Origin of the sequence: Flavonifractor sp. An10, from assembly GCF_002161215.1 — a bacterium.
Taxonomy (GTDB): Bacteria; Bacillota; Clostridia; order Oscillospirales; family Oscillospiraceae; genus Flavonifractor; species Flavonifractor avistercoris.
This window is the reverse complement of the sequence record NZ_NFMB01000009.1, coordinates 194385-218165: the sequence shown is the minus strand read 5'-3', so window position 1 is coordinate 218165 and position 23781 is coordinate 194385. Positions and strand designations below refer to the sequence as shown.

Genomic DNA, 23781 nt, shown 5'->3' with positions numbered 1-23781 from the left:
CCCCCGTCCCGGCGTACAGCCCCTCCGCCAGGCCGCACAGGAGCACCACCGCCAGCAGCAGCACCCCGCTGCGCACCGCCTTGCGCACCACGCCGAAGAGCTCCCCGCTGCCGGTGTCCACGATGGAGCGGAGCCCCTCGTCCAGACTCAGCCCCGCCTCCAGCTCCACGCCGGGCAGCCAGTCCCCCGCCGCGTCCTCCAGGCCGTCCAGATCCAGGGCCTCCGACTGGGCGGAGAGCACGTCCCCCCCGCTGGCCGACGCCGTCACCACGCCCGGCAGCAGGAGGAGCACGGCCAGAAATGCAAGTATGATTCGTCTCATTGGTACCTCTCCGATCTATGTTCCCTCACAGCAAGCCCGTTATGGTGCTCAGCACCGCCCGCAGCAGGGGCAGGGCCGTCAGCACGGCGGCGGCGGCTCCCGCCGTCTCCGCCGCCGCGGCGATGCCCCCCTCTCCCGCGTCCCGGCACAGCTCGGCGGCAATACGGGTCAGGATGGCGATGCCCACCGTCTTGAGCACCGGCGCCAGCACCGCCGGGGACAGGCCGATGAGCTCCCCCAGCTCGTCCGCCAGGGCGCGCACCTCCTCTATGGCACCCAGAGCCGCCCCCAGCAGGAGGGCCCCGGCGGCCAGGGCCAGCACCGCCCCCACCTCCCTGGCGTGCTGCTTGACCACCACCGCGCACAGGGCGGCGGCCACGGCGGCGGCCGCCAGTCTGACCACGCTCTCCATGGCCTACAGCCCGAACAGGTTCTTGACCAGATCGAACAGATCGCTGATCTGCTGCACCACCATCACCAGCACCACCACCAGGCCCGCCAGGGTGGTCATGGTGGCCTGCTCGTCCCGCCCGGAGCGGGAGAGCACCTGGTTGAGCACCGAGACCAGGATCCCGATGGCCGCAATCCGGAAAATCAAATCCACATCCATCTGTTTCTCCCCCTCACAGCAGCAGGATGGCCAGCATCGCCCCGGCCGTCAGGCCAAGGGCCCGGTACATCCGCCCCTGCTTTTCCGACTCCTCCCGGGCCTGCTCCAGGGCCCGGCCCAGCTCCGCCCGGGTTCGGGCCAGGGCGGAGCGCTGCTCCTCCCCGTCGTACCGGCCCAGCACGTCCCCCAGCTCCTCCAGGGCCAGCAGCGCCGGCCCGGTCAGCCCCAGGGGGGTGTCCTCCACCGACTCCCGCCACAGCTGGGAGAGGGGCCGCTCCCCCAGCTCGTCCAGCCTGGCCCGGCAGCGGGCAAACAGCTCCCCTGCCGGCGGCGGGCTCTCCGCCGCCCGCTCCAGCAGCTCGGGCATGGGGGTGAGGCGGAAGGACAGCTCCCGCTCCATCCCCTCCAGTGCGCCCAGCAGGGCCCGGAGCACCCCCACCCGCCGGGCCAGCCGCCCGGCGGCGGAGAAGCCCACCGCGCCGCAGCCGCCCACCAGCAGGGCGGCGCCCATCAGCCTCAGCACAGCTCCACCACCCGGTAAGCCCGCTCCCCGCCGTCCCGCCGGATGGTCACCAGCCGCCGGAACAGCTTCCCGTCCAGCAGCCTCCGGTACAGGGGCCGGGTCTGTATGTCCTCCAATTCCCGCCCGTGGGCCGTACACAGCAGGGCCACGCCGCAGTTGGCCGCCATCTCCAGGGCGGCCGCGTCCTCCGGCGCGGTGATCTCGTCCGCCGCCAGCACCTGGGGATTCATGCCCCGCAGGAGCATCAGCAGCGCCGCCCCCTTGGGGCAGCCGTCCAGCACGTCGGTGTGCCCGCCCACGGCCAGCTGGGGCACCCCCTGGTACATGGCCGCCAGCTCCCCCCGCTCGTCCGCCACACCAACCCGCAGGGCGGGATGTCCCTCTCCATCGGAGAGGGCGCGGATCAGATCCCGCAGCAGGGTGGTCTTGCCGCCCCCCGGCGGGGAGAGGAGCAGGGTGCTCTGAAATTCCCCCTCGCTCCACAGCCTGTCCAGCACCGGCGCGGAGGCGCCGGGCACCTCCCGGGCCACCCGGATGGCCAGGGAGGAGAGCTGCCGCAGATTGATGACCGCCCCGTCCCGCACCACGGCGGTACCGCAGATGCCGATGCGGTGGCCGCCCTGCACGGTGAAAAAGCCGCTGCGCACCCGCTCGAGGGCGGCGTGGGCGGAGGCCTGGGTGGCGGTCTCCAATACGGCGTACAGCTCCCGCTGGGTCACCGGCTCCCCGGACAGGGGGCGCTCCCCCTCCGGGAATACCACGGTCATGGGCCGGCCCGTCCGCAGGCGCAGCTCCTCCGCCCGTCCCCGGCTCTCCCTGTCCAGGCCCCCGGTCATCTGCCGCAGCCGGGGCGGCAGCAGGGCCGCCGCCTGGCGGAACCGGGCCGTGTCTCGCTCATCCGTCATCTTGCTCACGTCCTTCTTCTGTGCTTGGCACATCCTATGAACGCCTGTCCCCGTTTATGCCACGGGTCCGTATGCCCGGGCCCCAAAACAGGAACGGGCGGGGGATCCAAACGGATCCCCCGCCCATTTCCTGGCCCTGCCGGCTTCCTGCGCCAGCCGTTCTGTGGTACAATCAGGGCAGTATTCCGGCCGATGGGAGGTGTACTCGTGGCCGCTCTGCTCCTGATCCCCTTTTTTCTCATCCGCTTTGGGCTCCTGTCTGCCCTGAGCCCGGACGGCCTGCGGCGTGCCGCCCATTATCCGCCTGTAGAGGGGTGGGAGCGGGCGGCCCTGTGGATCTATCAGCTCTCCACCGCGGCCCTTCTGCTCCTCATTCTGCTCTCCCGGGTCAAAGCTGCCCCGCCTGCCTGCTTCCGGGCGGGCGGAGTCCTGTATGCGGCGGGCCTCCTGCTGCTTGTGCTGTCCGTGGCCGCCTTTGCCGCCCCGTCAGAGGAGGGATTCTGTCAGTCCGGTGTCTACCGCCTGTCCCGGAATCCCATGTACGCCGCTTACTTTCTCCTGTTTCTGGGCTGCGCCCTGCTCACCCGGTCTCTCCCCCTGCTGCTCTGCCTGGCGGTGTTTCAGCTCACCGCCCACGTGCTCATTCGGGCGGAGGAGCGGTGGTGCCTCCGCACCTTCGGGGCGGCATACACCCGCTATATGGGGCGGGTTCGCCGCTATCTCTGACGGGGACGAACCGTTCAGGTGCCCAGCCCCGCCGGCGCCGGCAGGTACCGCTCCCCCCACCGGCCGATCTCGATGAAGATGGGGTAGAGATCCCGCCCCGCCTCTGTGAGGGCGTATTCCACGTGGGGCGGCACCTCGTTAAACTGTTCCCGGCGAACCAGGCCGTTCTCCTCCAGCTGCCGCAGCGTGGAGGTCAGCATGGTGTTGGTGATGCCCTCCACCCGCTGCTTCAGCGCTCCGAAGCGAACCGTGTCCGTCTTGCTCAGCTCAAAGAGCACGCGGATGGCCCACTTTCCCTGGAACAGGCGCAGGGTGCGCCCCACGGGGCAGGTCATGGCCGCGTTTTCCACCCGCAGGCGGGCCTGATACTCCTGAAAGGTGCCGTGCTCCATCTTGGATTCCTCCCAATAGTCAGAGATTTGATACTTAGTCGGTTATTTCTGCGTACTTGCATCCATTTTCTTCTTTAGTATAATAAAACTACAATCCAATTACAAGAAGGAGTTGTTTGCATGAATCCCTTTGAACTCTTCCAGTCCCGCCGGTGCATCCGCAGCTACACCGGTGCTCCCGTCTCCGACGGGGAGCTGCAGAAGATTCTCCAGGCCGCCAACACCGCCCCCACCGCCATGGGGCAGTATGAGAACGTCCACCTGACGGTAATCACCGATGCCAAGCTGCTGGCCGAGATCGAGGCCGCCTGCGCCGAGTTCATGGGCCAGCCCGGCTCTCACCCCCTCTACGGGGCCCCGACCCTGGTGGTGGCCTCCTCCCGGTTCCCCGGTGAGGCCATGGCAAACCCGGCCTACTCCGACGCCGCCATTCTGGTGCATACCATGTCCCTGGCCGCCACCGCCCTGGGCGTGGGCTGCTGCTACATCTGGGGGGCCGTTGTGGCCCTGAGCGGCCGCCCCGAGCTGGTGAAGGCACTTGGCCTGCCGGAGGGCTTTGTCCCCTGCTGCGGCCTGGTTCTGGGACAGTCCGAAGAGAGCTACGCCCCCCGGGAAATCCCCCAGAACCGCATCGGTGTCAACTACGTGGGCTGAGAAAGCAACATACAAGGGAGTCCCCCGGCAGAGCCGGGGGACTCCCTCTTTTTGGCTATGGCTGTTTCTGCTGGTAGACCAGCACGTCGCTCAGATCCTCCCGCTCTTTCAGGGCGGTCAGCAGCTCGTCCCGTTCCTCCGCGGAAGTCCCTGCGGGCAGGGCGTAGGTCTCCAGTTTAGCGAACTCCTGGGTCAGGCGCCTGCTCTGCTCCTTCAGCCACTTCGCCCCCGCCGGGTCGCCCTCCACATAGACCAGGGCCACCCTGCGGGCGCTTTTCTTTACCCGGTTGACCCACAGGTCGTCCGGATCGTGCTTCCGGAAGCCCAGGTTGATGATCAGCAGCACGATGGCGATGGCCGCCGTGACAAAGCCGAACACCTGGGATACCCGGATGGGGGTGTTGAAGAAGTACAGGCTGTCGGTGCGCAGGCCCTCGATGAAGCCCCGGCCCACGCCGTACCAGGCGAAGTAGCTCAAAAACATCTGGCCGTCAAACTTCCGCCACTTTCTGGCGATCACCACCAGGAGCACAAAGCCCAGCAGATTCCACAGGGACTCGTACAGGAAGGTGGGGTGCACCTCCATGTACTGCCGCGCCCCGTCCACGTAGGCGTAGATGCCCATGCGCCAGGGGAGATCCGTGGGGCCGCCGTAGGCCTCGATGTTGACGAAGTTGCCCCACCGGCCGATCATCTGGCCGATGAGCATGCCGTATACGCCCAGATCCGCAAAGGCCAGAAACTTGATCTTCCGCACCCTGCAAAACACGAAAAGCACGATCACCGCCATGATGACCCCGCCGTAAATGGCCAGGCCCCCGTCCCAGATGCGCACCATGGCCCCGAAGTCCAGGGAGCCGTCCTCCCGGCGGTAGAGATCCAGATAGAAGATGATGTAGTAGAGCCGGGCCCCGATGATGCACAGGGGCACGGCGAAGAAGAGCATGTCGATGATGTCGTCCTGCTTGATGCCGAACCGGCCGGACACGTGGCAGCAGTACAGCACCGCCAGCAGAAATCCGGCGGCGATGATGATGCCGTACCAGTGGACGGGCCAGCCGAAGATGCGGAAGGCAATGGAGTTCAGGTGGAACTCCAGCCCCAGGCCGGGGAAGGTGACGGTACCCATCATGCCGTCTCCCCCGGCCGGATCACGGCCAGGCCGCACCGCTCCCCGGTCACCCAGCGGCGGATGCAGTCCTCCACGTCGGCCTTGGAGATGCCGTCGAACACCTCCGGGAAGGTGAGGTACTCCACCCCGGCGAAATGGGCCTGGGCCAGCTCGATGCACACGTTCTCAAAGGAGTTGAGCCCCCGCACCTTGGCGCCGTAGACGCCCTTTTTCAGCTGGCGGAACAGGCCCTCGTCGATGCCCTCCCGGGCCAGGCGCTCCCCCTCGGCCAGCACGGCGTCCCGCACGGCTTTGGGATCCCGGCTCTCGCCGCCGGCGGCCATGAGGGCGCAGCCGGGGTAGAGTTCAAAGCCGTAGCCGAAATTCTTGTTGATCAGGCCCTCGCTGTACAGCTTGGCGTACAGGGGGCTGGAGCTGCCCAGCAGGGCCTCACAGGCCAGCTCGCCCATGAGCTGCTCCCGCAGGTGCTCCTCCCCCGCCGGGGCCGGATCGGCCTTGAAGCCCAGCTGGAAGATGGGGGTGGACACCTCCATGGTCAGCTCCTTCTCCGCCGAAGCGGCGCGGCCGGTCTCCTCCCCGCCGTAGTCCCGCTGGATCTCCCCGCCGGGCTCCTTGGGCAGGAGCTCCTCCGCAATGCGGACAACCTTCTCCGGCTCCACGTTCCCCGCCACGGTGAGCACCATGTTGGAGGGGGTGTAGAACGCCTTGTGGCAGGCGTAGAGGGTGTCGGCGGTGATGTGGGAGATGGACTCCTGGGTGCCGGCAATGGGCACCCGGATGGGGTGGTGGTCAAACAGGCACTCCATCAGACCGTAGAACACCTGGTTCTCCGGGTCGTCCTCCACCATGCGGATCTCCTGGCCGATGATGCCCTGCTCCTTGTCCACGCTCTCCTGGGTGAAGTAGGGGATGGACACAAAGGACAGGAGGATTTTCAGATTGTCGTAGAACTTCTCCGTGCTCTCGAAGAAATAGCCGGTGATGGCCGAGCTGGTGAAGGCGTTGGGGGACGCCCCGTTGGCCGCCAGATCCTGGAGGGCGTTGCCGTCCTCAGTGTCGAACATCTTGTGCTCCAGGAAGTGGGCCACCCCCGCCGGGGTGTCCCGCCACTGGCCGTCCAGGCGGAACTTCATATCCATGCCGCCGTAGTTGGTGGCGAAAAAGGCGTAGCTCTTCTGAAACTCGGGCCGCCGATCCACATAGATGTGCAGGCCGTTGGGCAGCTCCGCGTGATAAATCGTCTCCCCGATGCGGGGGTATTCCTTGCTTACCATGGGCTCACTCCTTGCCTTTCAGGAAATAGACCGTGTCCAGCGTCAGCTTTTGGGCCGCCGCCGTCACCTGCTCCCGGGTGGTGTGCTCCACCCGCTCCGCCAGCTCGTCGGGGGCCTCGGTGAGGCCGGCGGCCGACTGGCCCAGCCAGTAGTCCTCCAGCCGGCTCTGGGCGTCCAGGGTGGTCATGAGGGTGCTCACCACCGACCGGCGGGCCCACTCCAGCTCGTCGTCGGAGAACTGGCCCTCCTGGCAGTTTTTCAGCTGGGCCAGGATCTCGTCCTGGGCCTGGCCCACCTTGTCAAACTCCACGCCGGAGGACACCAGCATCACATCCTTGTATTTCATCAGGCCGGAGCTGGCGTAGTAGCACAGGGACAGGCGCTCCCGCACGTTCATAAACAGCTTGGAGGTGGTGGTGCCGCCGTAGACGGCGTTGACCAGGGTAAGGGCCGGGTAGTCCTCGTCCCAGGCGTCGGCGCCGGTGCGGAAGCCCATGGACAGCTTGCCCTGGGTCACGTCCAGGGCCTCCACCGGCGGGCTGGGCGGGGCGCTCCCTTGCGGGGCGGGGCACCGGCGTCCGCCCCCTGGGGCAGGCGCCGGGCGATGGCCCGCACCGCGCCTCCACCCGCTCAAGGGGCGGAGCCGCAGTAGTAAAACTCCACCGGCGCGGTGCGCAGCAGCTTCTGGTAGTGCTCCCACAGGGCCTGGGGGGGGACGGCAGCGGCTGTCTCCTCATCCCCCAGCTTGTCCACGCCGAAGGGCTCCCCGGCGCACATCTCGGCCACCACCCGCAGCTGGGCGTACTGCCGCTTGTCGTTGATCTGGGCGCGGATGCGGTTCACCAGATTCTCCCGCTCCTGCCGGGTGTAGTCGGGGCAGAAGGCCCCGTCCCGGGTATAGGGCTCCAGCACCAGCTCCCCCAGCAGCGCCGCCGCCGGCTCCAGCACGGCGGAGCCGTCCAGGGTGTAGGCGTCGTCCAGAAAGCTGCCCACAAAGCCCACGCACTGGGCCTCCCCCTTCTTGCGCACCGTGGGCTCCAGGGTGCCGCCGTACAGCTCGTCCAGGGCGGCGGAGAGGCTCTCCATGTCCGGGTGGGCCGCAGTGCCCCGGCGGAGCACCGCGGGCAGCAGGGCGTTCAGCGCCGCCGTCTCTCTTGCCAGCGGGGCGAGGAACTGCATCCCCAGCACGCTGGATTTGAATTTCTTTGTCTGCACCGCCGTCAGGTGGACGCCGGGCAGCAATTCCGTCCGTGTGACTTCCATCACGGGTTACCATTCCTTTCTGAGGCAGGAAATCTCAATGGTTCAGCACCGCATATTATACAACGTTTTGACGGTTTTGACACTAGGAAAACGAAAAAAGATTGGCGCCGCGGCGGCTTGCCCTCCCCTCCCCCTTCCGGTACAATAATGTCTGCTGAATCAACCGCAAAGCGGTTTATTCGCGCGGCGTAGCCGCGCAATTCTTCCCACATACGCCAAAATCGGCGTTTGTGGGAAGAATTCAGCCATTGTTGCAATGCGTCCTCCTGAGGCGGCATATCCATGCCGCCTCAGGAAGTGCAAGGGTTTTTGGCTGTTTCGGCCCAAAACCCTTGCACTTGAACAAAGCCAATAGGCCTTGAAAGCGTTGGCTTTCAAGGTGTTCGGCTTTGTTCAGTACGCATTACAATAGATGTAAAGGAATCCGCACTGTCCCGAGAAGGAGGCAATTTATGACACGTGACGCAGTAAACGCACTCACCCAGGCCGGGGCGCAGAAGCTCCAGCTGTCCCGCTCCGCCCCCGGCCGCTTTTTCGCCCGGGCCGCCATGGCGGGGGCCTTCATCTTCGTGGGCACCCTGCTCTCCACCCTCTGCGCGGCCTGGTTCTACGACACCAGCCTCCCCGTGGCCCGGCTACTGGCGGCGGTCACCTTCTCCGCCGCCCTGACGCTGATCGTCCTGCTGGGGGGCGAGCTGTTCACCGGCTGTACCCTGGTGATGGGCGTCTCCCTCTACGAGGGAAAGGCCGGAGCGGGCGGCACCCTGCGGGTTTGGGCGCTGGCCTGGGTGGGCAACTTCGCGGGGATTCTGGTGCTCTGCCTGCTGCTGGCCGGCTCCGGCGCCAGCGGCGATCTGCTGGGGGCCTATCTGGCCATCCTGGTGCCCGGAAAGTTGTCTCCCCCCTGGTATCTGCTCCTGCTCCGGGGCGTGCTGTGCAACTTCCTGGTGTGCATCGCCGTCTTTGCCGGCTTCCGTCTGAAAAGCGAGACCGCCAAGGCCATCGTGGTGTTCCTGGTGGTCACCACCTTCGTTCTCACCGGGCTGGAACACTCCATCGCCAACATGGCCTACTTCTCCCTCTGCGCCCTGCTGGTGCCCGGCGCGGACATCGCCGCCATGGGATGGAACCTGCTGTGGGTCACCCTGGGCAACCTGCTTGGCGGGGCGGCGCTGCTGGGCCTGCCCCTGTGGTACGCGGCGGAGCCGGAAAAATCCGCGCTGTAGGCCATTTTTCTCTTGACAAGCGGTTCAATTTATAGTATCATCACATCTGTTGTAAAGCTCAAAAACTTTACCACCTTTACACAGTTCCGAGGGGAGGCGCTCCGCATGAAGAATCAGGCCTACCGCATGGCCCTGCTCTACGACTTCTACGGCGACATGCTCACCGACCGGCAGAAGGAGTTCTACGACCTCTATTATAATGAGGATCTCTCCCTGGCCGAGATCGCGGAGAACTACGGCATCACCCGACAGGGCGTCCGGGACGTGATCGTCCGGGCCGAGGCCATCCTCACGGAGCTGGAGGACAAGACGGGCATCATCAAGCGCTTCCACAGGATGCAGGAGCAGTTTGCCCAGATGGAGACGGCGGTGGACGCCATCGCAAAGCGCAACGACGAGCGCTGGCAGGACGACGAGGTGGAGACTCTGTGCCACAAGCTCAAGGACGTCCTCTCCCAGCTGAAACAGGAGTAATCCATGGCATTTGAAGGACTGACCGAAAAGCTCTCCGCGGCGTTCAAGAAGCTGCGGGGCAAGGGCCGTCTCTCCGAGGCCGACGTGAAGGAGGCCATGAAGGAGATCCGCATGGCCCTGCTGGAGGCCGACGTGAACTTCAAGGTGGTCAAGCAGTTCGTGGCCACCGTCACCGAGCGGGCCATCGGCGCCGACGTGCTGGAGAGCCTGACCCCCGCCCAGATGATCGTCAAAATCGTCAACGAGGAGCTCACCAACCTCATGGGCGGCGAGAGCACCAAGCTGACCATCTCCCCCAAGCCCCCCACGGTGGTGATGCTGGTGGGCCTCAACGGCGCCGGCAAGACCACCAACGGCGCCAAGCTGGCGGGCTTCATGAAGAAGCAGGGCAAGCGGCCCCTTCTGGTGGCCTGCGACACCTTCCGCCCCGCCGCCATCACCCAGCTGGAGGTGGTGGGCCAGCAGGTGGACGTGCCCGTGTTCCAGATGGGGCAGATCGACCCGGTGGACATCGCCAGGGCGGGCATTGAGCACGCCAAGCAGCACGGCAACGACATCGTGTTCATCGACACCGCCGGCCGGCTCCACGTGGACGAGGAACTGATGGAGCAGCTGAAGGTGATGAAGGCCGCCATCGACCCCACCGAGATCCTGTTGATCGTGGACGCCATGATCGGCCAGGACGCGGTGAACGCCGCCAAGGCCTTTGACGAGGCGCTGGACATCACCGGCGTCATGCTCACCAAGCTGGACGGCGACGCCCGGGGCGGCGCGGCCCTGTCCATCAAGGCCGTCACCGGCAAGCCCATCAAGTTTGTGGGCCAGGGCGAGAAGCTGGATCAGGTGGACATCTTCTACCCCGACCGCATGGCCTCCCGCATTTTGGGCATGGGCGACGTGCTCTCCCTCATCGAGAAGGCCCAGCAGAGCTTTGACGCCAAGAAAGCCGCCGAGCTGGAGCAGAAGCTCCGGAAGAATAAATTCACCCTGGCCGACTTCTACGACCAGCTGGTGCAGATCAAGAGCATGGGCTCCCTGGCCGACATCGCCGGGATGCTCCCCGGCGTGGACGCCAAGGCCCTGGACGGGGCCAATGTGGACGAGAAGGCCCTCTCCCGCACCGAGGCCATCATCCTGTCCATGACCCCCGCCGAGCGGGAGGATCCCTCCCTGCTGAACAACAGCCGGAAGAAGCGTATCGCCGCCGGCTCCGGCACCCAGGTGGTGGACATCAACCGCCTGCTCAAGCAGTTTGAGATGATGCGCCAGATGACCCGTCAGCTCTCCAACAAGCAGCTCAAGCGCATGGGCAAGATGGGAAAGATGGGCAAGTTCGGCAAGCTGCCCGGTATGCCCTTTTAAGTGAGTTGGTAAGCGCGCCGCGGCGCGTTTCCATAGATGTACGAAATTACATGGAGGTGAAGATACAATGGTTAAGATCAGACTGCGCCGGATGGGCGCCAAGAAGGCCCCCTTCTACCGCATCGTGGTGGCGGACTCCCGCTATCCCCGTGACGGCCGCTTCATCGAGGAGATCGGCACTTACAATCCTCTGACCCAGCCCGCCGAGATCAAGGTGGACGCCGAGCGCGCCCAGGCCTGGATCAAGACTGGTGCTCAGCCCACTGAGACCGTGAAGGCCCTGCTGAAAAAAGCTGGCGCCATCTAATGGAGGTCTCGGCTGGCATGAAGGAACTGCTCACCTATATCGCCCGGAATCTGGTGGACAATCCCGACGCCGTGTCGGTCACCGAGTATCCGGGCGAGAGCGAGACCGTCCTGGAGCTTCGGGTGGCCCCCGAGGACATGGGCAAGGTGATCGGCCGTCAGGGCCGCATCGCCAAGGAGATCCGGGCGCTGATGCGCTCGGTGGCCCAGCGCCAGGGCACCAAGGTTTCCGTCGAAATCGTCGACTAAGTCCAGGGGGGACGCTGTCCCCCCTAGATTGGAAGAAGCCGGCCGACCAGATGGTCGGCCGGCTTCTTCCATACCCCCCTCGCCTTTGCACAGCAAAGGCGGCTGTGGCCGCCGCGGCCACAGGTTATGGTGTCCTGCGCAGGCACATGTCCTGCTCCGGACAGGAATTGAAATTGATTCGCGCTGCGGCGCGAATTCCGGAGTGATACCGATGAAAAATCAATTTTTAGAGGCCGGGCAGATCGTCAACACCCACGGCATCCAGGGGGAGGTCAAAATCGTCCCCTGGTGTGACACGCCGGAGTTCCTCTGCCAGTTCGACACCCTCTACCTGGACGGCAGGCCCGTCAAAGTCCTGGCCCGCCGGGTGCACAAGGGCAACGTGCTGGCTAAGCTGGAGGGGGTCAGCGACGTGAACGCCGCCATGGTACTCAAGGGCAAGACGGTGTTCATCGACCGCACCGGCGTGGAGCTGCCCGAGGGCCGGCACTTCATCGCCGATCTCATCGGCCTGGAGGTGCTGGACGCCGACAGCGGGGAGAAGCTGGGGGTGGTGGCCGACGTGCTCACCCCTCCCGCCCACGAGGTCTACGTGGTCAAGGGGGAGCACGAGTATATGATCCCCGCCGCGGACGAGTTCCTGGTGGAGACCAGCGTGGAGGGCGGCTATCTCAAGGTGCGGCTGATCGAGGGGATGCGAACCGATGTATAGAATCGACATTATGACCCTGTTCGACCTGACCGTGGGCGACATGATGAACGAGTCCATCCTGGGCCGGGCCCAGGAGCGGGACATCATCCGCATCGAGGCCCACCAGATCCGGGACTACACCCTCAACAAGCAGAAGCAGGTGGACGACTACCCCTACGGCGGCGGCCACGGGGCGGTGATGCAGGCCGACCCCCTCTACCAGTGCTGGAGGCACATCGTGGACACCTGCGGCCCGGGGCACACCATCTACCTCTCCCCCGCCGGCAAGACCTTTGTAGAGGCCGACGCCCGCCGCCTGCGGGACGACCACGACCACCTGATCCTGGTGTGCGGCCACTACGAGGGCATCGACGAGCGGTTCATCGAGGAGTGCGTGGACGAGGAGATCTCCATCGGGGACTATGTGCTCACCGGCGGGGAGCTGGCCGCCATGGTGGTGGCCGACGCGGTGGCCCGGCTGGTGCCCGGCGTGCTGTCCGACCCGGAGTGCTTTGAGGAGGAGAGCCACTGGAACGGCCTGCTGGAGTACCCCCAGTACTCCCGGCCCGAGGAGTGGCACGGCCGGAGGGTGCCCCCCATCCTCCGCTCCGGAGACCACAAGAACATCGCCCGGTGGCGGCGCAAGCAGTCCATCCTCCGCACCCGGCAGCGCCGTCCGGATCTGTACGCCAGGCTGGATCTGTCCTCCAAGGAGGATCAGAAGCTGCTGCGTGAGCTGGAGGAGGAAGAAAAGGAGGACTCTGTATGAGCTGGGCACAGGACGCGGTCTTCTATCACATCTATCCCCTGGGGTTCTGCGGCGCGCCGGAGTATAACGACTTTGCTAACCCGGTGCCCCGGCTGGACAAGCTGTACGACTGGATTCCCCACCTGAAGGCGCTGGGGATCACCGCCGTGTACTTCGGGCCGGTGTTCCAGTCCACCAGGCACGGCTACGACACCGCCGACTACTACCGGGTGGACGGCCGCCTGGGGGACAACGACTCCTTCGCCAAGCTGTGCGACGCCCTCCACCAGAACGGCATCCGGGTGGTGCTGGACGGGGTGTTCAACCACGTGGGCCGGGACTTCTGGGCCTTCCAGGACGTGCAGAAAAACGGGCAGTCCTCCCCCTACTGCGGCTGGTTCCACAACCTGAACTTCGGCGGCCCCTCCCCCATGGGCGACCCCTTCTGGTACGATTCCTGGCAGGGCCACTACGAGCTGGTGAAGCTCAACCTGCGCCACCCCGACGTGGTGCGCCACCTGCTGGACGCGGTGGGGATGTGGATGGATCGGTTCCGCATCGACGGCCTGCGGCTGGACGCCGCCGACTGCGTGGACTTCGACTTCTTCCGCGCCCTCAAGGGCTATGTCCGGGAGCGGAACCCCGACTTCTGGCTCATGGGGGAGATCATCCACGGGGACTACGCCCGCTGGGCCAACCCAGAGCTGCTGGACTCGGTGACCAACTACGAGTGCTGGAAGGGACTTTGGTCGGCCCACAACACCAAAAATTACTTTGAGATCGCCCACTCCCTCCAGCGGCAGTTCGGCCCCGACGGCATCTACAAGAATCTGGCCCTCTACAGCTTCGCGGACAACCACGACGTGAACCGACTGGCCAGCCAGCTCACCAACCGCCGCCACCTGGAGAACGTCTACACCATCCTCTACACCATGCCCGGCATCCCCTCCGTCTACTACGGCAGCGAGTGGGCCGTGGAGGGAGCCCGCACCAGGGAGTCCGACGCCCCCCTGCGCCCCTGCCTGGAGCTGGCGGAGATGGAGAGCCGGGATCAGACCCTGTGCGCCCACCTGTCCAGGCTGGCCCGTATCCGGGCGGCCTTCCCCGCCCTGCGCTATGGGGACTTTGAGAACGTGGTGATCAAGAATGAGCAGCTGGTCTACCGCCGCGCCACCCCGGAGCAGCGGGTGTACGTCCTGCTCAACCTGGCGGAGGAGGAGATCCACCTGGAGTTCCCCCACCAGGAGCCGGTGCTCCAGGACGTGCTCAACGGCGACGCCATTTTTCACAACGACGGCGGCCGCACCTGGCTGCCCGTGCCCCCCTGCTCCGCCCGCATCCTGGTGGGCGCTCCGGATCGTTTTGCCTGGAGCGGATGATTGTTCACAGTTTTTCGCTTTACTTTTTTGCCGGCGCGTGCTACAATGGCTGCAATCCAAAGATATAATTTCGATTATGATATAAGAGGGTTTTTTCTATGTCTTTTAAGATCATTGTCGACAGCTGCTGCGATCTGACGCCGGCCCAGCTCCGGGAGGAGTGCTTTGTCAAGGTGCCGCTGACCATCCGGGTGGGCAGCCACACCATCGTGGACGACGACACCTTTGACCAGGGTGAGCTGCTGTGGCGGATGAAGGAGAGTGAGACCGCTCCCCAGTCCGCCTGCCCCTCCCCCATGCAGTACCTGGAGGCCTTTGACTGCGGGGCGGACGACCTGTACGTGGTCACCCTCTCCGCTCTGCTGTCCGGCTCCCACAACGCGGCGGCCCAGGCCCGCAGCATCTGGCTGGAGGATCACCCCGGCGCCAATGTGCACATCTTCAACTCCTGCTCCGCCTCGGCGGGGGAGGTGCTGGTAGCCCTGAAAATCCAGGAGCTGGCCCAGTCCGGGATGGACTTCACCACCGTGGTGGATCAGGTCTCCCGGTATATCAATGAAATGCAGACCTATTTTGTCCTGGAGACCCTGGACAACCTGCGCAAGGCCGGCCGGCTCACCCGGGTACAGTCCATCGTCACCGGCGCCCTCCACATCAAGCTGCTGATGGGCGCCACCCCCGAGGGGGAGATCTGCAAGAAGGGCCAGGCCATGTCCGTCAAGCAGGCCCTGAACAAGATGGTGGCCCTCATGGCCGACGACCTCAAGCACGTGGGAAAGCGGCTGTCCATTGTCCACTGCAACTGTCTGGAGCGGGCCTTCTACGTCAAGGAGCTGGCCATGAAGCAGTGCCGGTTTGACGAGATCCTGGTCAGCGACACCGGCGGCATCGCCACCATGTACGCCAACGACGGCGGGATTGTGGTGGCCTATTGACACAAAATACCGTTCCGCCCGGAGGGAAAATCCCCCGGGCGGTTGTTTTTTGTCCGGCGCTGTGCTATGATTGCCAAAATACCCATCGGGAGGCGAACTTCATGAACTATACCATCCGCCCCATTGAGCCCCGGGACGCGGAGGGTGCCGCCGCCCTGCGGCGGATGCCCGGCGTGTTTGAGAACACCACAGGGCTTCCCTCCTGCCGCACCGCCGACAGCGAGGCGTTCATCGCCGGGCTGGGGCCCGACGACCACAACTTCGTGGCGGTGCTGGAGGACGGCACCGTGATCGGCTGCGCCGGGCTCACGGTCTGCTCCAACCCCCGGATGCGCCACGTGGGCAGTGTGGGGCTCTACGTGCACACCGATTACCAGAACCAGGGGGTGGGCACGGCTCTGATGAAGGCCTTGCTGGATCTGGCGGACAACTGGCTCATGCTGGTGAGGGTGGAGCTGGAGGTCTTTGCCGACAATGAGCGGGCCATCCATCTCTATGAGAAGCTGGGCTTTGAGAAGGAGGGCCTGCTGCGCATGACCACGGTACGGGATGGGCGCTATGTAGACGACTGCAAGATGGCCCGCATCCGTATCCCCGGGGAGGCTTTGACATGAACTATACCATCCGTCCCATGGAGCTTGGCGACGCTCCGGGCTTCAACGTCCTGCGGCGGATGCCCGGCGTGTTTGAGAACACCCTTGGCCTGCCCTCCGAGCGGGTTCAGCACAGCATAGACGGCTTTCAGCGTTTTGGCCCCGACGACCACATCTTCGTGGCGGTGCTGGAGGACGGCACCGTCATCGGCTCCGCCGGGCTCCAGGTCTGCACCAACCCCCGGATGCGCCACGTGGGCACCCTGGGTATGCTGGTACACACGGACTTCCAGGATCAGGGCATCGGCACCGCCCTGATGAAAACCGTACTGGAGCTGGCGGACAACTGGCTCATGCTGATGCGGGTGGAACTGGAGGTCTTTGCCGACAACCAGCGGGCCATCCACCTCTACGAGAAGTTCGGCTTTGAGAAGGAGGCCCTGCTGCGCATGTCCGTGGTGCGGGACGGGCAGTACCGGGACAAGTACAAGATGGCCCGCATCCGTGTCTCCGGGGAGGCCTTGACATGAACTACACCATCCGCCCCGCCGGGCCGGAGGACACAGCGGGCATCACCGCTCTGCGCCGCATGCCCGGCGTATTTGAACAGGCGGCCTCCCTCCCCTCCGACCTGACCGTGGAGTCCAACCTCCGGCGGCGGCACTCCGGCGGCCTGGGTATCATGGTGCGCACCGACTGCCAGGGGCAGGGCATCGGCACCGCCCTGCTGGAGGCGGTTTTGGATCTGGCGGACAACTGGCTGATGCTCCGCCGGGTGGAGCTGGAGGTATATGCCGACAACCAGCGGGCCGTCCGCCTCTATGAAAAGTTCGGCTTTGAAACAGAGGGACGCAAACGGGAGGCCTCCGTGAAAAACGGTGCCTATGTGGATCTGCTGGTAATGGCCCGGCTGAGGACGCCCTGATGTCCCAGGGCAGGCTGTTTGAGCTGCTCTGCCTCCTGCTGGAGCGGGGCCGCATGACCGCCGGGGAGCTGGCGGAGCACTTCGAGGTGTCGGTGCGCACCATCTACCGGGACGTGGACGCCCTGTCGGCGGCGGGGGTGCCGGTGTACGCCGCGCCGGGGCGGAACGGCGGCGTGGCCCTGCTGGAGGGCTACACCCTCCACCGGGCCGCCTTTACCGAGGCGGAGCAGCGGCAGCTGCTCACCGCCCTCCGGAGCCTGTCTGTGGAGACCGGAGGGGAGACGGCGGAGACTCTGTCCAAGCTGTCCGCCCTGTTTCAGCGGTCGGAGCCGGACTGGCTGCGGGTGGAGCTCTCCCGCTGGGGCAGCGCCGGGCAGGACGACGCCAGGTTCGGCGTGGTGAAGGACGCCATCCTCTCCCGCCGGGAGCTCTCCTTCCTCTACCTCTCCGCCAGCGGGCCCACCGCCCGGCGGCAGGTGCGACCCGCCCGGCTGGTGTTCAAGGGCCAGTCCTGGTACCTCCAGGCCCTCTGCCTGGAGCGGCGGGACTACCGCACCTTCAAGCTGACCCGGATGCTGGCACTGGAGGCCGGGGAGCCCTTCGACCAGGTGCTCTCCCCGCCGCCCATGGAAAACGGCTGGACGGGGGACGCACCGGTGGTGTCGGTGCGCCTGCGCTTCTCCCCCGCCTTCGCCTACCGGGTGTATGACGAGTTCGACGAGGGCTGCGTCACCCGGCAGGCGGACGGGTCGCTGGAGGTGTCCGTCTCCTTCCCGGAGGATCCGTGGCTGTACGGCTATCTGCTCTCCTTCGGCCTGGGGGTGGAGGTGCTGGAGCCGGCGGGGCTCCGTCGGCGGCTGGCCCTGCTGGCGGAAAACATGGCAGAGCACCACGGAAACCCTGACACAGGATGTCAGGATATGTGTGGTACCATGGGGGCATCTCACACACAGGAGGAATCTGCCATGAACCAGACCTTTTGTCAGTCCTGCGCAATGCCCATGGACGACCCCGCCCTCCGGGGCACCGAACGGGACGGAACCCCCAGCCCCCACTACTGCAAATACTGCTATCAGAACGGGGCCTTCACCGGCAATATGACCATGGAGCAGATGATCGACTTCTGCGTCCCCATGACGGTGCAGGCCAACCCCGGCATGACGGAGGAACAGGCCAGAGACCAGATGCGCCGGTTCTTCCCCATGCTGCTGCGATGGAGGAAGTAATGGACTGGAACGCCATCTACCCCGGGCCGGAGGAGCCCACTGCGGAGCAGCTCTCCGCCTATGTGTCCCACCCCCTGTGGGACGAGCTGAACCGCTGGATCTGTGAAGTCTATTCCCTTGCCCCCAGGTATACCTACAGCCGCTGTTCCATGGGCCGGGGCTGGAATGTCAAGTACCGGGCGGGCAGCCGGGCCCTGTGTACCCTCTACCCCACGCCGGGAGCCTTCACCTGTCTGGTGGCGGCCCCCGCCCAGGCGGAGGCCCTGCTCCCCACCCTGTCGGCGTACACCAGGGAGCTGTGGAACTCCGCCAAGCCCATGAATTCTGTCCGCTGGCTGTCGCTGGAGGTCTCCTCCCCCCAGGTGCTGGAGGACGTGAAGGCCCTTCTGTTACTGAAACAAAAGCCAAAACACGCGGGACAGGCATAGCCTCAGCCTGTCAAAAAATGAGAAGTGTCATTTCCGAGGCGCACCCCCCAGGGGGCTCTCTCTTGCCCCTTCGGGGCAATTCACCTTGTATCCCCGGAGATGACGGATTTTGATTTGATTCCTGCGGCTGCCTGCGCCCGCAGGCGCGTTCCAGGCCAACCGCCGCCTGCGGCGGCTCTTAGGCCGAGATGACCGCAGGAACTCTGACGGGCTTCTCTTCCGGTAAAATTTTTGAATTTGGAAAAAACGTTGCATCTGCAACTTACAGGGCGCCGGGATTCTGCTAAACTGTCCTCACAACAAGACAAGGAGGCGTTTTGCATGAAACGCAGAATCATCCATATTGACGAGAGCAGGTGCGACGGCTGCGGCCTGTGCGCCGCCGCCTGCCACGAGGGGGCCATCGAGATGGTGGACGGCAAGGCGCGCCTCACCCGGGAGGACTACTGCGACGGGCTGGGGGACTGCCTGCCCGCCTGCCCCGCCGGGGCCATCACCTTCGAGGAGCGGGAGGCCCCCGCCTACGACCACGCCGCCGTGCTGGCCGCCAAGGCGGCCAAAGCGGCCCAGGCCGCCCCCCTGCCCTGCGGCTGTCCCGGCAGCCAGAGCCGGGCCCTCCACCGCCCGGCGGAGAGCGCCGCCCCCGCCGCCGGGGAGATTCCCAGCCAGCTGCGCCAGTGGCCGGTGCAGATCAAGCTGGCCCCGGTGAACGCCCCCTGGTTCGACGGGTGCGACCTGCTCATTGCCGCCGACTGCACCGCCTACGCCTACGGCGCCTTCCACCGGGACTTCATCCGGGGGAAGGTGACGCTGATCGGCTGCCCCAAGCTGGACGAGGGGGACTACACGGAAAAGCTCACCGCCATCCTGGCCGGCAACGACATCAGAAGCGTCACCGTTGCCCGGATGACCGTGCCCTGCTGCGGCGGGATTCAGCGGGCGGCGGAGGCCGCCGTGTCCGCCAGCGGGAAACAGATTCCCCTCCACGTGGCGGTCATCAGCCCCGACGGCGCCGTCACCGCCCGCACTTGACACACACTTTACAATTGACGCTTCTTTTTCGCCAAAGATCGTTGTGAAAGCATACGAATTTCCTCCCCTTCTCTTGCAAACCCCCGGGAAATCCGATATATTATAGGTATTCTGGGGACGGGGAGGTAGGGCCATGACGCCGGTGCATATGCTGCGCTCTGGGGATTGGCCCGCTGTGCGTGCCTTCGCGCCCTTTTCTGCGGAAAAATAGCATCAGGGTATCCGTATAGCCGGATACCCTGATTTATTTTTCAGGTTCCTTAAAATTTGTCAGTATGACCAGCGTGAATTTTGGACAGGAGGGTTCCTATGAGCAAAAAAGCTGCCGTCATCATGGGTTCTGACTCGGATCTGGACACCATGCGCCCCTGCATCGCCCGGCTCAAAGCCTTCGGCATCCCCGTGGAGGTGCACATCATCTCCGCCCACCGCACCCCCGCCGCCGCCGAGCGCTTCGCCTCTTCGGCCAAGGAGAACGGCTTCGGCGTGATCATCGCCGCCGCCGGCAAGGCCGCCCATCTGGCGGGCGTGCTGGCCGCCTACACCACCCTGCCCGTCATCGGCGTGCCCATCAAGACCTCCATGATGGGGGGGCTGGACTCCCTGCTGTCCATGGTGCAGATGCCCAAGGGCATCCCCGTGGCCTGCGTGGCGGTGGACGGGGCGGACAACGCCGCCATTCTGGCCGCCCAGATGATGGCCCTGTCCGACGAGGCCCTGGGGGACAAGCTGGAGCAGTTCAAGGCCTCCATGGCCGCCGAGGTGGAGCTGAAGGATCAGAAGCTCCAGAGCGAGGCGCTCTGAGTTCCAATCCCTGAATCAAAAATTTTTGTGTATAGAGGAGTTTGTATCATGGCTTACGAAAAGAGAGAGCAGCTGTACGAGGGCAAGGCCAAGAAGGTGTACGCCACCGACGACCCCGAGGTGGTCATCGTCTCCTACAAGGACGACGCCACCGCCTTCAACGGCCTGAAGAAGGGCACCATCACCGGCAAGGGCGCCATCAACAACCGCATGACCAACAACCTGATGCGCCGCCTGGAGGCCAAGGGCGTGCCCACCCACTACATTGAGGAGCTCAGCGACCGGGAGACCGCGGTGAAGAAGGTGTCCATCGTGCCCCTGGAGGTGATTGTGCGCAACATCTCCGCCGGCTCCTTCGCCAAGCGGTACGGCGTGGAGGAGGGCATCGTGTTTGACGAGCCCACCTTCGAGTTCTCCTATAAGAACGACGATCTGGGCGACCCCCTGCTCAACACCTCCCACGCCCTGGCCCTCAAGCTGGCCACCAAGGAGGAGATCGCCCTCATCCGCAAGTACACCATGATGGTCAATGACCTGCTGCGCGGCTTCATGAAGGAGATCGGTATCGATCTGGTGGACTTCAAGCTGGAGTTCGGCAAGACGGCCGACGGCACCATCGTCCTGGCCGACGAGATCTCCCCCGACACCTGCCGCCTGTGGGACGAGAAGACCCACGAGAAGCTGGACAAAGACCGCTTCCGCCGGGATCTGGGCGGCGCCGAGGAGGCCTATGAGGAGGTCATGCGCCGCCTGATGGGGGACAAATAAACATGGGCGGATTTTTCGGCGCGATCTCCAGGCATGACTGCGTGCTGGACGTGTTCTTCGGCACCGACTACCACTCCCACCTGGGTACCAAGCGGGCGGGCATGGCGGTCTACGACAGAAAGGACGGCTTCCAGCGGCAGATCCACAACATCGAGAACACCCCCTTCCGCACCAAGTTCGACAAGGATCTCTCCGAGTTCCACGGCTGTGCCGCCATCGGCTGCATCAGCGACACCGACCCCCAGCCCCTGCTGGTGCGCTCCCACCTGGGGCTGTACGCCATCACCACCGTGGGCATCATCAACAACGCCGACGCGCTGGTGGAGCGCTATTTCTCCGACCACGGCCACCAGTTCCTGGCCATGAGCTCCGGCAAGGTCAACTCCACCGAGCTGGCCGCCGCCCTCATCAACCAGGAGGACGACCTGGTATCCGGCATCCGTCGAGCCCAGGCGGAGATCGACGGCTCCTGCACCATCCTGATCCTCACCCCCGACGCCATTGTGGCCGCCCGGGATCGGCTGGGCCGCCTGCCCGTGCTGGTGGGCCAGACCGAGGACGGCTGCTGCGTGTCCTTTGAGTCCTTTGCCTACCACAAGCTGGGCTACCACGACGCCTATGAGCTGGGCCCCGGCGAGATCGTCAAGGTGACCCCCGGAGGGTGGGAGACCCTCTCCCCCGCCGGGGACAAGATGCGCATCTGCGCCTTCCTGTGGACTTACTACGGTTACCCCAACTCCAACTACGAGGGGGTCAACGTGGAGGTCATGCGCTACCGCAACGGTGAGATCATGGCCCGGGACGAGGTGAAAAAGGGTAAAATGCCCAAGGTGGACTATGTGGCCGGCGTGCCCGACTCCGGCGTGCCCCACGCCATCGGCTATGCCAACCGCAGCGGCAAGCCCTTCGCCCGCCCCTTCGTCAAGTACACCCCCACCTGGCCCCGCTCCTTCATGCCCGCCGACCAGAAGGCCCGCGACCAGGTGGCCAAGATGAAGCAGATCCCCGTGCCCGAGCTCATCGAGGGCAAGAAGCTCCTCTTCGTGGACGACTCCATCGTCCGGGGCACCCAGCTCCAGGGCACGGTGGACTTCCTCTATGAGTCCGGCGCCGAGGAGGTTCACATGCGCTCGGCCTGCCCGCCCATCATGTACGGCTGCAAGTACCTGAACTTCTCCCGCAGCAACTCCGACATGGAGCTGCTGGCCCGCCGCACCATCCAGGAGCTGGAGGGTGACGAGGGCCAGAACCATCTGGAGGAGTATGCCGACTCCTCCACGGAGCGGGGCCAGTGCATGCTCAAGGCCATCTGCGAGAAGCTGGGCTTTGACTCCCTGGGCTACCAGTCCCTGGACGGCCTGCTGGAGGCCATCGGCATCGACCGGGACAAGATCTGCACCTATTGCTGGACTGGGAAAGAATGATCCTTCCAGGGGGGACTTCGTCCCCCCTAGATACAAAACCGCCGCGCCGCCTATGGCGGCACAGCGGTTTTGATACCCCCCTCACCCGCGCCCGCGCGGGTGGCCCTGGCCGCCGCGGCCAGGGGCAGTGGTGTCCTCCGGCGAAGTGAATTCGCCTGCGGACTTCCTTTGAATCTCTTTTACCCGCAAAGCGGGTAAAACTCTGCGAGGCTTTTTCCTGTATCCCAGCGCACCATTTCCTCATTTCTTTTGGAGGTTTTGCGATGAAGAACTCCCATTCCGAGTCCTACGCCGCCGCCGGCGTGGACGTCACCGCCGGCTACGAGTCGGTCAACCGCATCAAGCCCCTGGTGGAGTCCACCTATATCCCCGGCGTCCTGGGCACCCTGGGCGGCTTCGGCGGCCTGTTTGCCCCCGACGTGGCGGGCATGAAGAAGCCCGTTCTGGTGTCCGGCACCGACGGCGTGGGCACCAAGCTGAAAATCGCCTTCCTGATGGACAAGCACGATACCATCGGCATCGACTGCGTGGCCATGTGCGTCAACGACATCATCTGCGGCGGCGCCGTGCCCCTTTTCTTCCTGGACTACATCGCCTGCGGGAAGAACCACCCGGAGCACATCGCCGACATCGTCTCCGGCATCACCGAGGGCTGCCGCCAGGCCGGCTGCGCCCTCATCGGCGGCGAGACCGCCGAGCACCCCGGCCTCATGCCGGAGAATGAGTATGACGTGGCCGGCTTCTCCGTGGGCATTGTGGACGAGGAGAAGATCATTGACGGCTCCACCCTCCAGGAGGGGGATCTGCTCATCGGCCTGAGCTCCAACGGCGTCCACTCCAACGGCTTCTCCCTGGTGCGCAAGGTGCTGGGCATCGACTCCAACCCCAAGGCCCTGGACATCCACGTGTCCGAGCTGGGCCGCACCCTGGGGGAGGAGCTGCTGCGCCCCACCCACATCTACGTCAGATCCATCCAGTGCCTGCGCCAGCACGGCGTGGAGGTCAAGGCCATCAGCCACATCACCGGCGGCGGCCTGTATGAGAACGTGCCCCGCATGATGAAGGCCGGCCTCACCGCCCGCATCCAGAAGGACTCCTTCCCCGTGCCCCCCATCTTTGAGATCATCCAGCGCTCCGGCGACATCCCGGAGCGGGATATGTACAACACCTTCAACATGGGCATCGGCCTGGTCATCGCCATCCCCAAGGATCAGATCGGCCACGCCCTGGACGTGCTGGCCCGGGCGGGCGAGCAGTCCTCCATCATCGGCACCGTGGTCAAGGGCAACGCCGGCGTCGAATTGGTATAGTTCTAGGGGGGACTTTGTCCCCCCTAGATACGCGGTCACCGCGCCGCCCTATGGGCGGCACAATGACCGCGATACCCCCCTCACCCGCGCCCGCGCGGGT

Annotated in this window: 30 protein-coding genes and 1 pseudogene; 21 read left to right on the top strand and 10 right to left on the bottom strand. The window is 65.1% G+C overall.

The features are described from left to right. The 5 genes and pseudogenes from B5E42_RS16240 to B5E42_RS16220 all read right to left on the bottom strand — a co-directional run. Positions 1–322, bottom strand: a pseudogene (locus tag B5E42_RS16240) (stage III sporulation protein AE); the annotation flags it as partial. Between the two features lie 25 nt (positions 323–347). Continuing rightward, positions 348–734 carry a SpoIIIAC/SpoIIIAD family protein gene (locus B5E42_RS16235; RefSeq protein ID WP_087241559.1) on the bottom strand — a complete coding sequence of 129 codons (387 nt, stop codon included), beginning with the start codon at positions 732–734 and terminating at the stop codon, positions 348–350. Positions 735–737: 3 nt separating this feature from the next. After that, on the bottom strand, positions 738–932 hold the full coding sequence (spoIIIAC, locus tag B5E42_RS16230; protein WP_087241558.1) for a stage III sporulation protein AC: 195 nt from the start codon (positions 930–932) through the stop codon (positions 738–740). Between the two features lie 13 nt (positions 933–945). Further along, positions 946–1455, bottom strand: coding sequence for a stage III sporulation protein AB (locus tag B5E42_RS16225; protein ID WP_087241556.1), 510 nt, complete (start codon positions 1453–1455; stop codon positions 946–948). Then, positions 1449–2360 (bottom strand): stage III sporulation protein AB, encoded by a 912-nt coding sequence (locus tag B5E42_RS16220; RefSeq protein ID WP_087241554.1) that lies wholly within the window; start codon positions 2358–2360, stop codon positions 1449–1451. Before B5E42_RS16220 ends, B5E42_RS16225 begins: the two co-directional genes overlap by 7 nt. Before the next feature lie 207 nt (positions 2361–2567). On the opposite strand from B5E42_RS16220, the gene B5E42_RS16215 reads away from it, so the two are divergent. Beyond that, on the top strand, positions 2568–3086 hold the full coding sequence (locus B5E42_RS16215) for a methyltransferase (RefSeq protein ID WP_087241552.1): 519 nt from the start codon (positions 2568–2570) through the stop codon (positions 3084–3086). 14 nt (positions 3087–3100) lie between these two features. Here the strand turns inward: B5E42_RS16215 and B5E42_RS16210 are convergent, their stop codons facing one another. After that, positions 3101–3478, bottom strand: coding sequence for a helix-turn-helix domain-containing protein (locus tag B5E42_RS16210; protein WP_087241550.1), 378 nt, complete (start codon positions 3476–3478; stop codon positions 3101–3103). A gap of 120 nt (positions 3479–3598) precedes the next feature. Here B5E42_RS16210 and B5E42_RS16205 point away from each other — a divergent pair, with 120 nt between their 5' ends. Continuing rightward, positions 3599–4132, top strand: coding sequence for a nitroreductase family protein (locus B5E42_RS16205; RefSeq protein WP_087241548.1), 534 nt, complete (start codon positions 3599–3601; stop codon positions 4130–4132). Positions 4133–4187: 55 nt separating this feature from the next. Here the strand turns inward: B5E42_RS16205 and lgt are convergent, their stop codons facing one another. From lgt to B5E42_RS19750, 4 genes are all read right to left on the bottom strand, one after another. After that, entirely contained in the window at positions 4188–5264 is a 1077-nt protein-coding gene (lgt, locus tag B5E42_RS16200) for a prolipoprotein diacylglyceryl transferase (protein ID WP_087241545.1), read from the bottom strand. After that, positions 5261–6538 (bottom strand): pitrilysin family protein, encoded by a 1278-nt coding sequence (locus tag B5E42_RS16195; protein ID WP_087241543.1) that lies wholly within the window; start codon positions 6536–6538, stop codon positions 5261–5263. The genes lgt and B5E42_RS16195 overlap by 4 nt, the downstream gene beginning before the upstream one ends. Positions 6539–6542: 4 nt before the next feature. Beyond that, complete coding sequence (locus B5E42_RS19755) at positions 6543–7055, bottom strand: insulinase family protein (RefSeq protein ID WP_242967191.1); 513 nt, start codon at positions 7053–7055, stop codon at positions 6543–6545. A 113-nt stretch (positions 7056–7168) separates the two neighbouring features. Next, positions 7169–7804, bottom strand: coding sequence for a hypothetical protein (locus B5E42_RS19750; RefSeq protein ID WP_242967189.1), 636 nt, complete (start codon positions 7802–7804; stop codon positions 7169–7171). A 449-nt stretch (positions 7805–8253) separates the two neighbouring features. Here B5E42_RS19750 and B5E42_RS16185 point away from each other — a divergent pair, with 449 nt between their 5' ends. From B5E42_RS16185 to purM, 19 genes are all read left to right on the top strand, one after another. After that, the gene (locus B5E42_RS16185) at positions 8254–9027 is read left to right on the top strand and encodes a formate/nitrite transporter family protein (RefSeq protein ID WP_087241541.1); all 774 of its coding nucleotides are present in this window, start codon (positions 8254–8256) and stop codon (positions 9025–9027) included. Between the two features lie 105 nt (positions 9028–9132). Beyond that, the gene (gene ylxM, locus B5E42_RS16180; RefSeq protein ID WP_087241539.1) at positions 9133–9501 is read left to right on the top strand and encodes a YlxM family DNA-binding protein; all 369 of its coding nucleotides are present in this window, start codon (positions 9133–9135) and stop codon (positions 9499–9501) included. 3 nt (positions 9502–9504) lie between these two features. Further along, positions 9505–10863 carry a signal recognition particle protein gene (gene ffh / locus B5E42_RS16175; protein ID WP_087241537.1) on the top strand — a complete coding sequence of 453 codons (1359 nt, stop codon included), beginning with the start codon at positions 9505–9507 and terminating at the stop codon, positions 10861–10863. Positions 10864–10930: 67 nt separating this feature from the next. Then, positions 10931–11170, top strand: a complete 240-nt coding sequence (rpsP, locus tag B5E42_RS16170; RefSeq protein ID WP_007489428.1) for a 30S ribosomal protein S16 — start codon at positions 10931–10933, stop codon at positions 11168–11170. 17 nt (positions 11171–11187) lie between these two features. Further along, positions 11188–11418, top strand: a complete 231-nt coding sequence (locus B5E42_RS16165; RefSeq protein WP_087241535.1) for a KH domain-containing protein — start codon at positions 11188–11190, stop codon at positions 11416–11418. Positions 11419–11629: 211 nt separating this feature from the next. After that, the gene (gene rimM, locus B5E42_RS16160; RefSeq protein ID WP_087241533.1) at positions 11630–12130 is read left to right on the top strand and encodes a ribosome maturation factor RimM; all 501 of its coding nucleotides are present in this window, start codon (positions 11630–11632) and stop codon (positions 12128–12130) included. Continuing rightward, positions 12123–12878, top strand: coding sequence for a tRNA (guanosine(37)-N1)-methyltransferase TrmD (gene trmD, locus B5E42_RS16155; RefSeq protein ID WP_087241531.1), 756 nt, complete (start codon positions 12123–12125; stop codon positions 12876–12878). The genes rimM and trmD overlap by 8 nt, the downstream gene beginning before the upstream one ends. Then, positions 12875–14236 carry an alpha-amylase family glycosyl hydrolase gene (locus tag B5E42_RS16150; RefSeq protein ID WP_087241529.1) on the top strand — a complete coding sequence of 454 codons (1362 nt, stop codon included), beginning with the start codon at positions 12875–12877 and terminating at the stop codon, positions 14234–14236. The genes trmD and B5E42_RS16150 overlap by 4 nt, the downstream gene beginning before the upstream one ends. A 98-nt stretch (positions 14237–14334) precedes the next feature. Next, positions 14335–15171 (top strand): DegV family protein, encoded by an 837-nt coding sequence (locus tag B5E42_RS16145; protein WP_087241527.1) that lies wholly within the window; start codon positions 14335–14337, stop codon positions 15169–15171. A gap of 101 nt (positions 15172–15272) precedes the next feature. Continuing rightward, positions 15273–15785 carry a GNAT family N-acetyltransferase gene (locus B5E42_RS16140; protein ID WP_087241525.1) on the top strand — a complete coding sequence of 171 codons (513 nt, stop codon included), beginning with the start codon at positions 15273–15275 and terminating at the stop codon, positions 15783–15785. After that, complete coding sequence (locus B5E42_RS16135; protein ID WP_087241523.1) at positions 15782–16294, top strand: GNAT family N-acetyltransferase; 513 nt, start codon at positions 15782–15784, stop codon at positions 16292–16294. Before B5E42_RS16140 ends, B5E42_RS16135 begins: the two co-directional genes overlap by 4 nt. After that, positions 16291–16689, top strand: coding sequence for a GNAT family N-acetyltransferase (locus B5E42_RS16130; RefSeq protein ID WP_087241521.1), 399 nt, complete (start codon positions 16291–16293; stop codon positions 16687–16689). The genes B5E42_RS16135 and B5E42_RS16130 overlap by 4 nt, the downstream gene beginning before the upstream one ends. Then, a complete protein-coding gene (locus B5E42_RS16125) occupies positions 16689–17915 on the top strand; it encodes a WYL domain-containing protein (protein WP_087241520.1) in 1227 nt (408 codons plus the stop codon). The genes B5E42_RS16130 and B5E42_RS16125 overlap by 1 nt, the downstream gene beginning before the upstream one ends. Next, positions 17915–18343, top strand: coding sequence for a DUF3788 domain-containing protein (locus B5E42_RS16120; RefSeq protein ID WP_087241518.1), 429 nt, complete (start codon positions 17915–17917; stop codon positions 18341–18343). Before B5E42_RS16125 ends, B5E42_RS16120 begins: the two co-directional genes overlap by 1 nt. 321 nt (positions 18344–18664) lie before the next feature. Further along, complete coding sequence (locus B5E42_RS16115; protein ID WP_087241516.1) at positions 18665–19375, top strand: 4Fe-4S binding protein; 711 nt, start codon at positions 18665–18667, stop codon at positions 19373–19375. 309 nt (positions 19376–19684) lie between these two features. Continuing rightward, positions 19685–20179: a 5-(carboxyamino)imidazole ribonucleotide mutase gene (gene purE, locus B5E42_RS16110; RefSeq protein WP_087241514.1), complete on the top strand. Its 495-nt coding sequence runs from the start codon at positions 19685–19687 to the stop codon at positions 20177–20179. A 48-nt stretch (positions 20180–20227) separates the two neighbouring features. Next, complete coding sequence (gene purC, locus B5E42_RS16105) at positions 20228–20947, top strand: phosphoribosylaminoimidazolesuccinocarboxamide synthase (protein ID WP_087241512.1); 720 nt, start codon at positions 20228–20230, stop codon at positions 20945–20947. Positions 20948–20949: 2 nt separating this feature from the next. Continuing rightward, the gene (locus B5E42_RS16100) at positions 20950–22371 is read left to right on the top strand and encodes an amidophosphoribosyltransferase (RefSeq protein WP_087241510.1); all 1422 of its coding nucleotides are present in this window, start codon (positions 20950–20952) and stop codon (positions 22369–22371) included. Positions 22372–22634: 263 nt separating this feature from the next. Next, positions 22635–23681: a phosphoribosylformylglycinamidine cyclo-ligase gene (gene purM / locus B5E42_RS16095; protein WP_087241508.1), complete on the top strand. Its 1047-nt coding sequence runs from the start codon at positions 22635–22637 to the stop codon at positions 23679–23681. Positions 23682–23781: the final 100 nt, after the last annotated feature.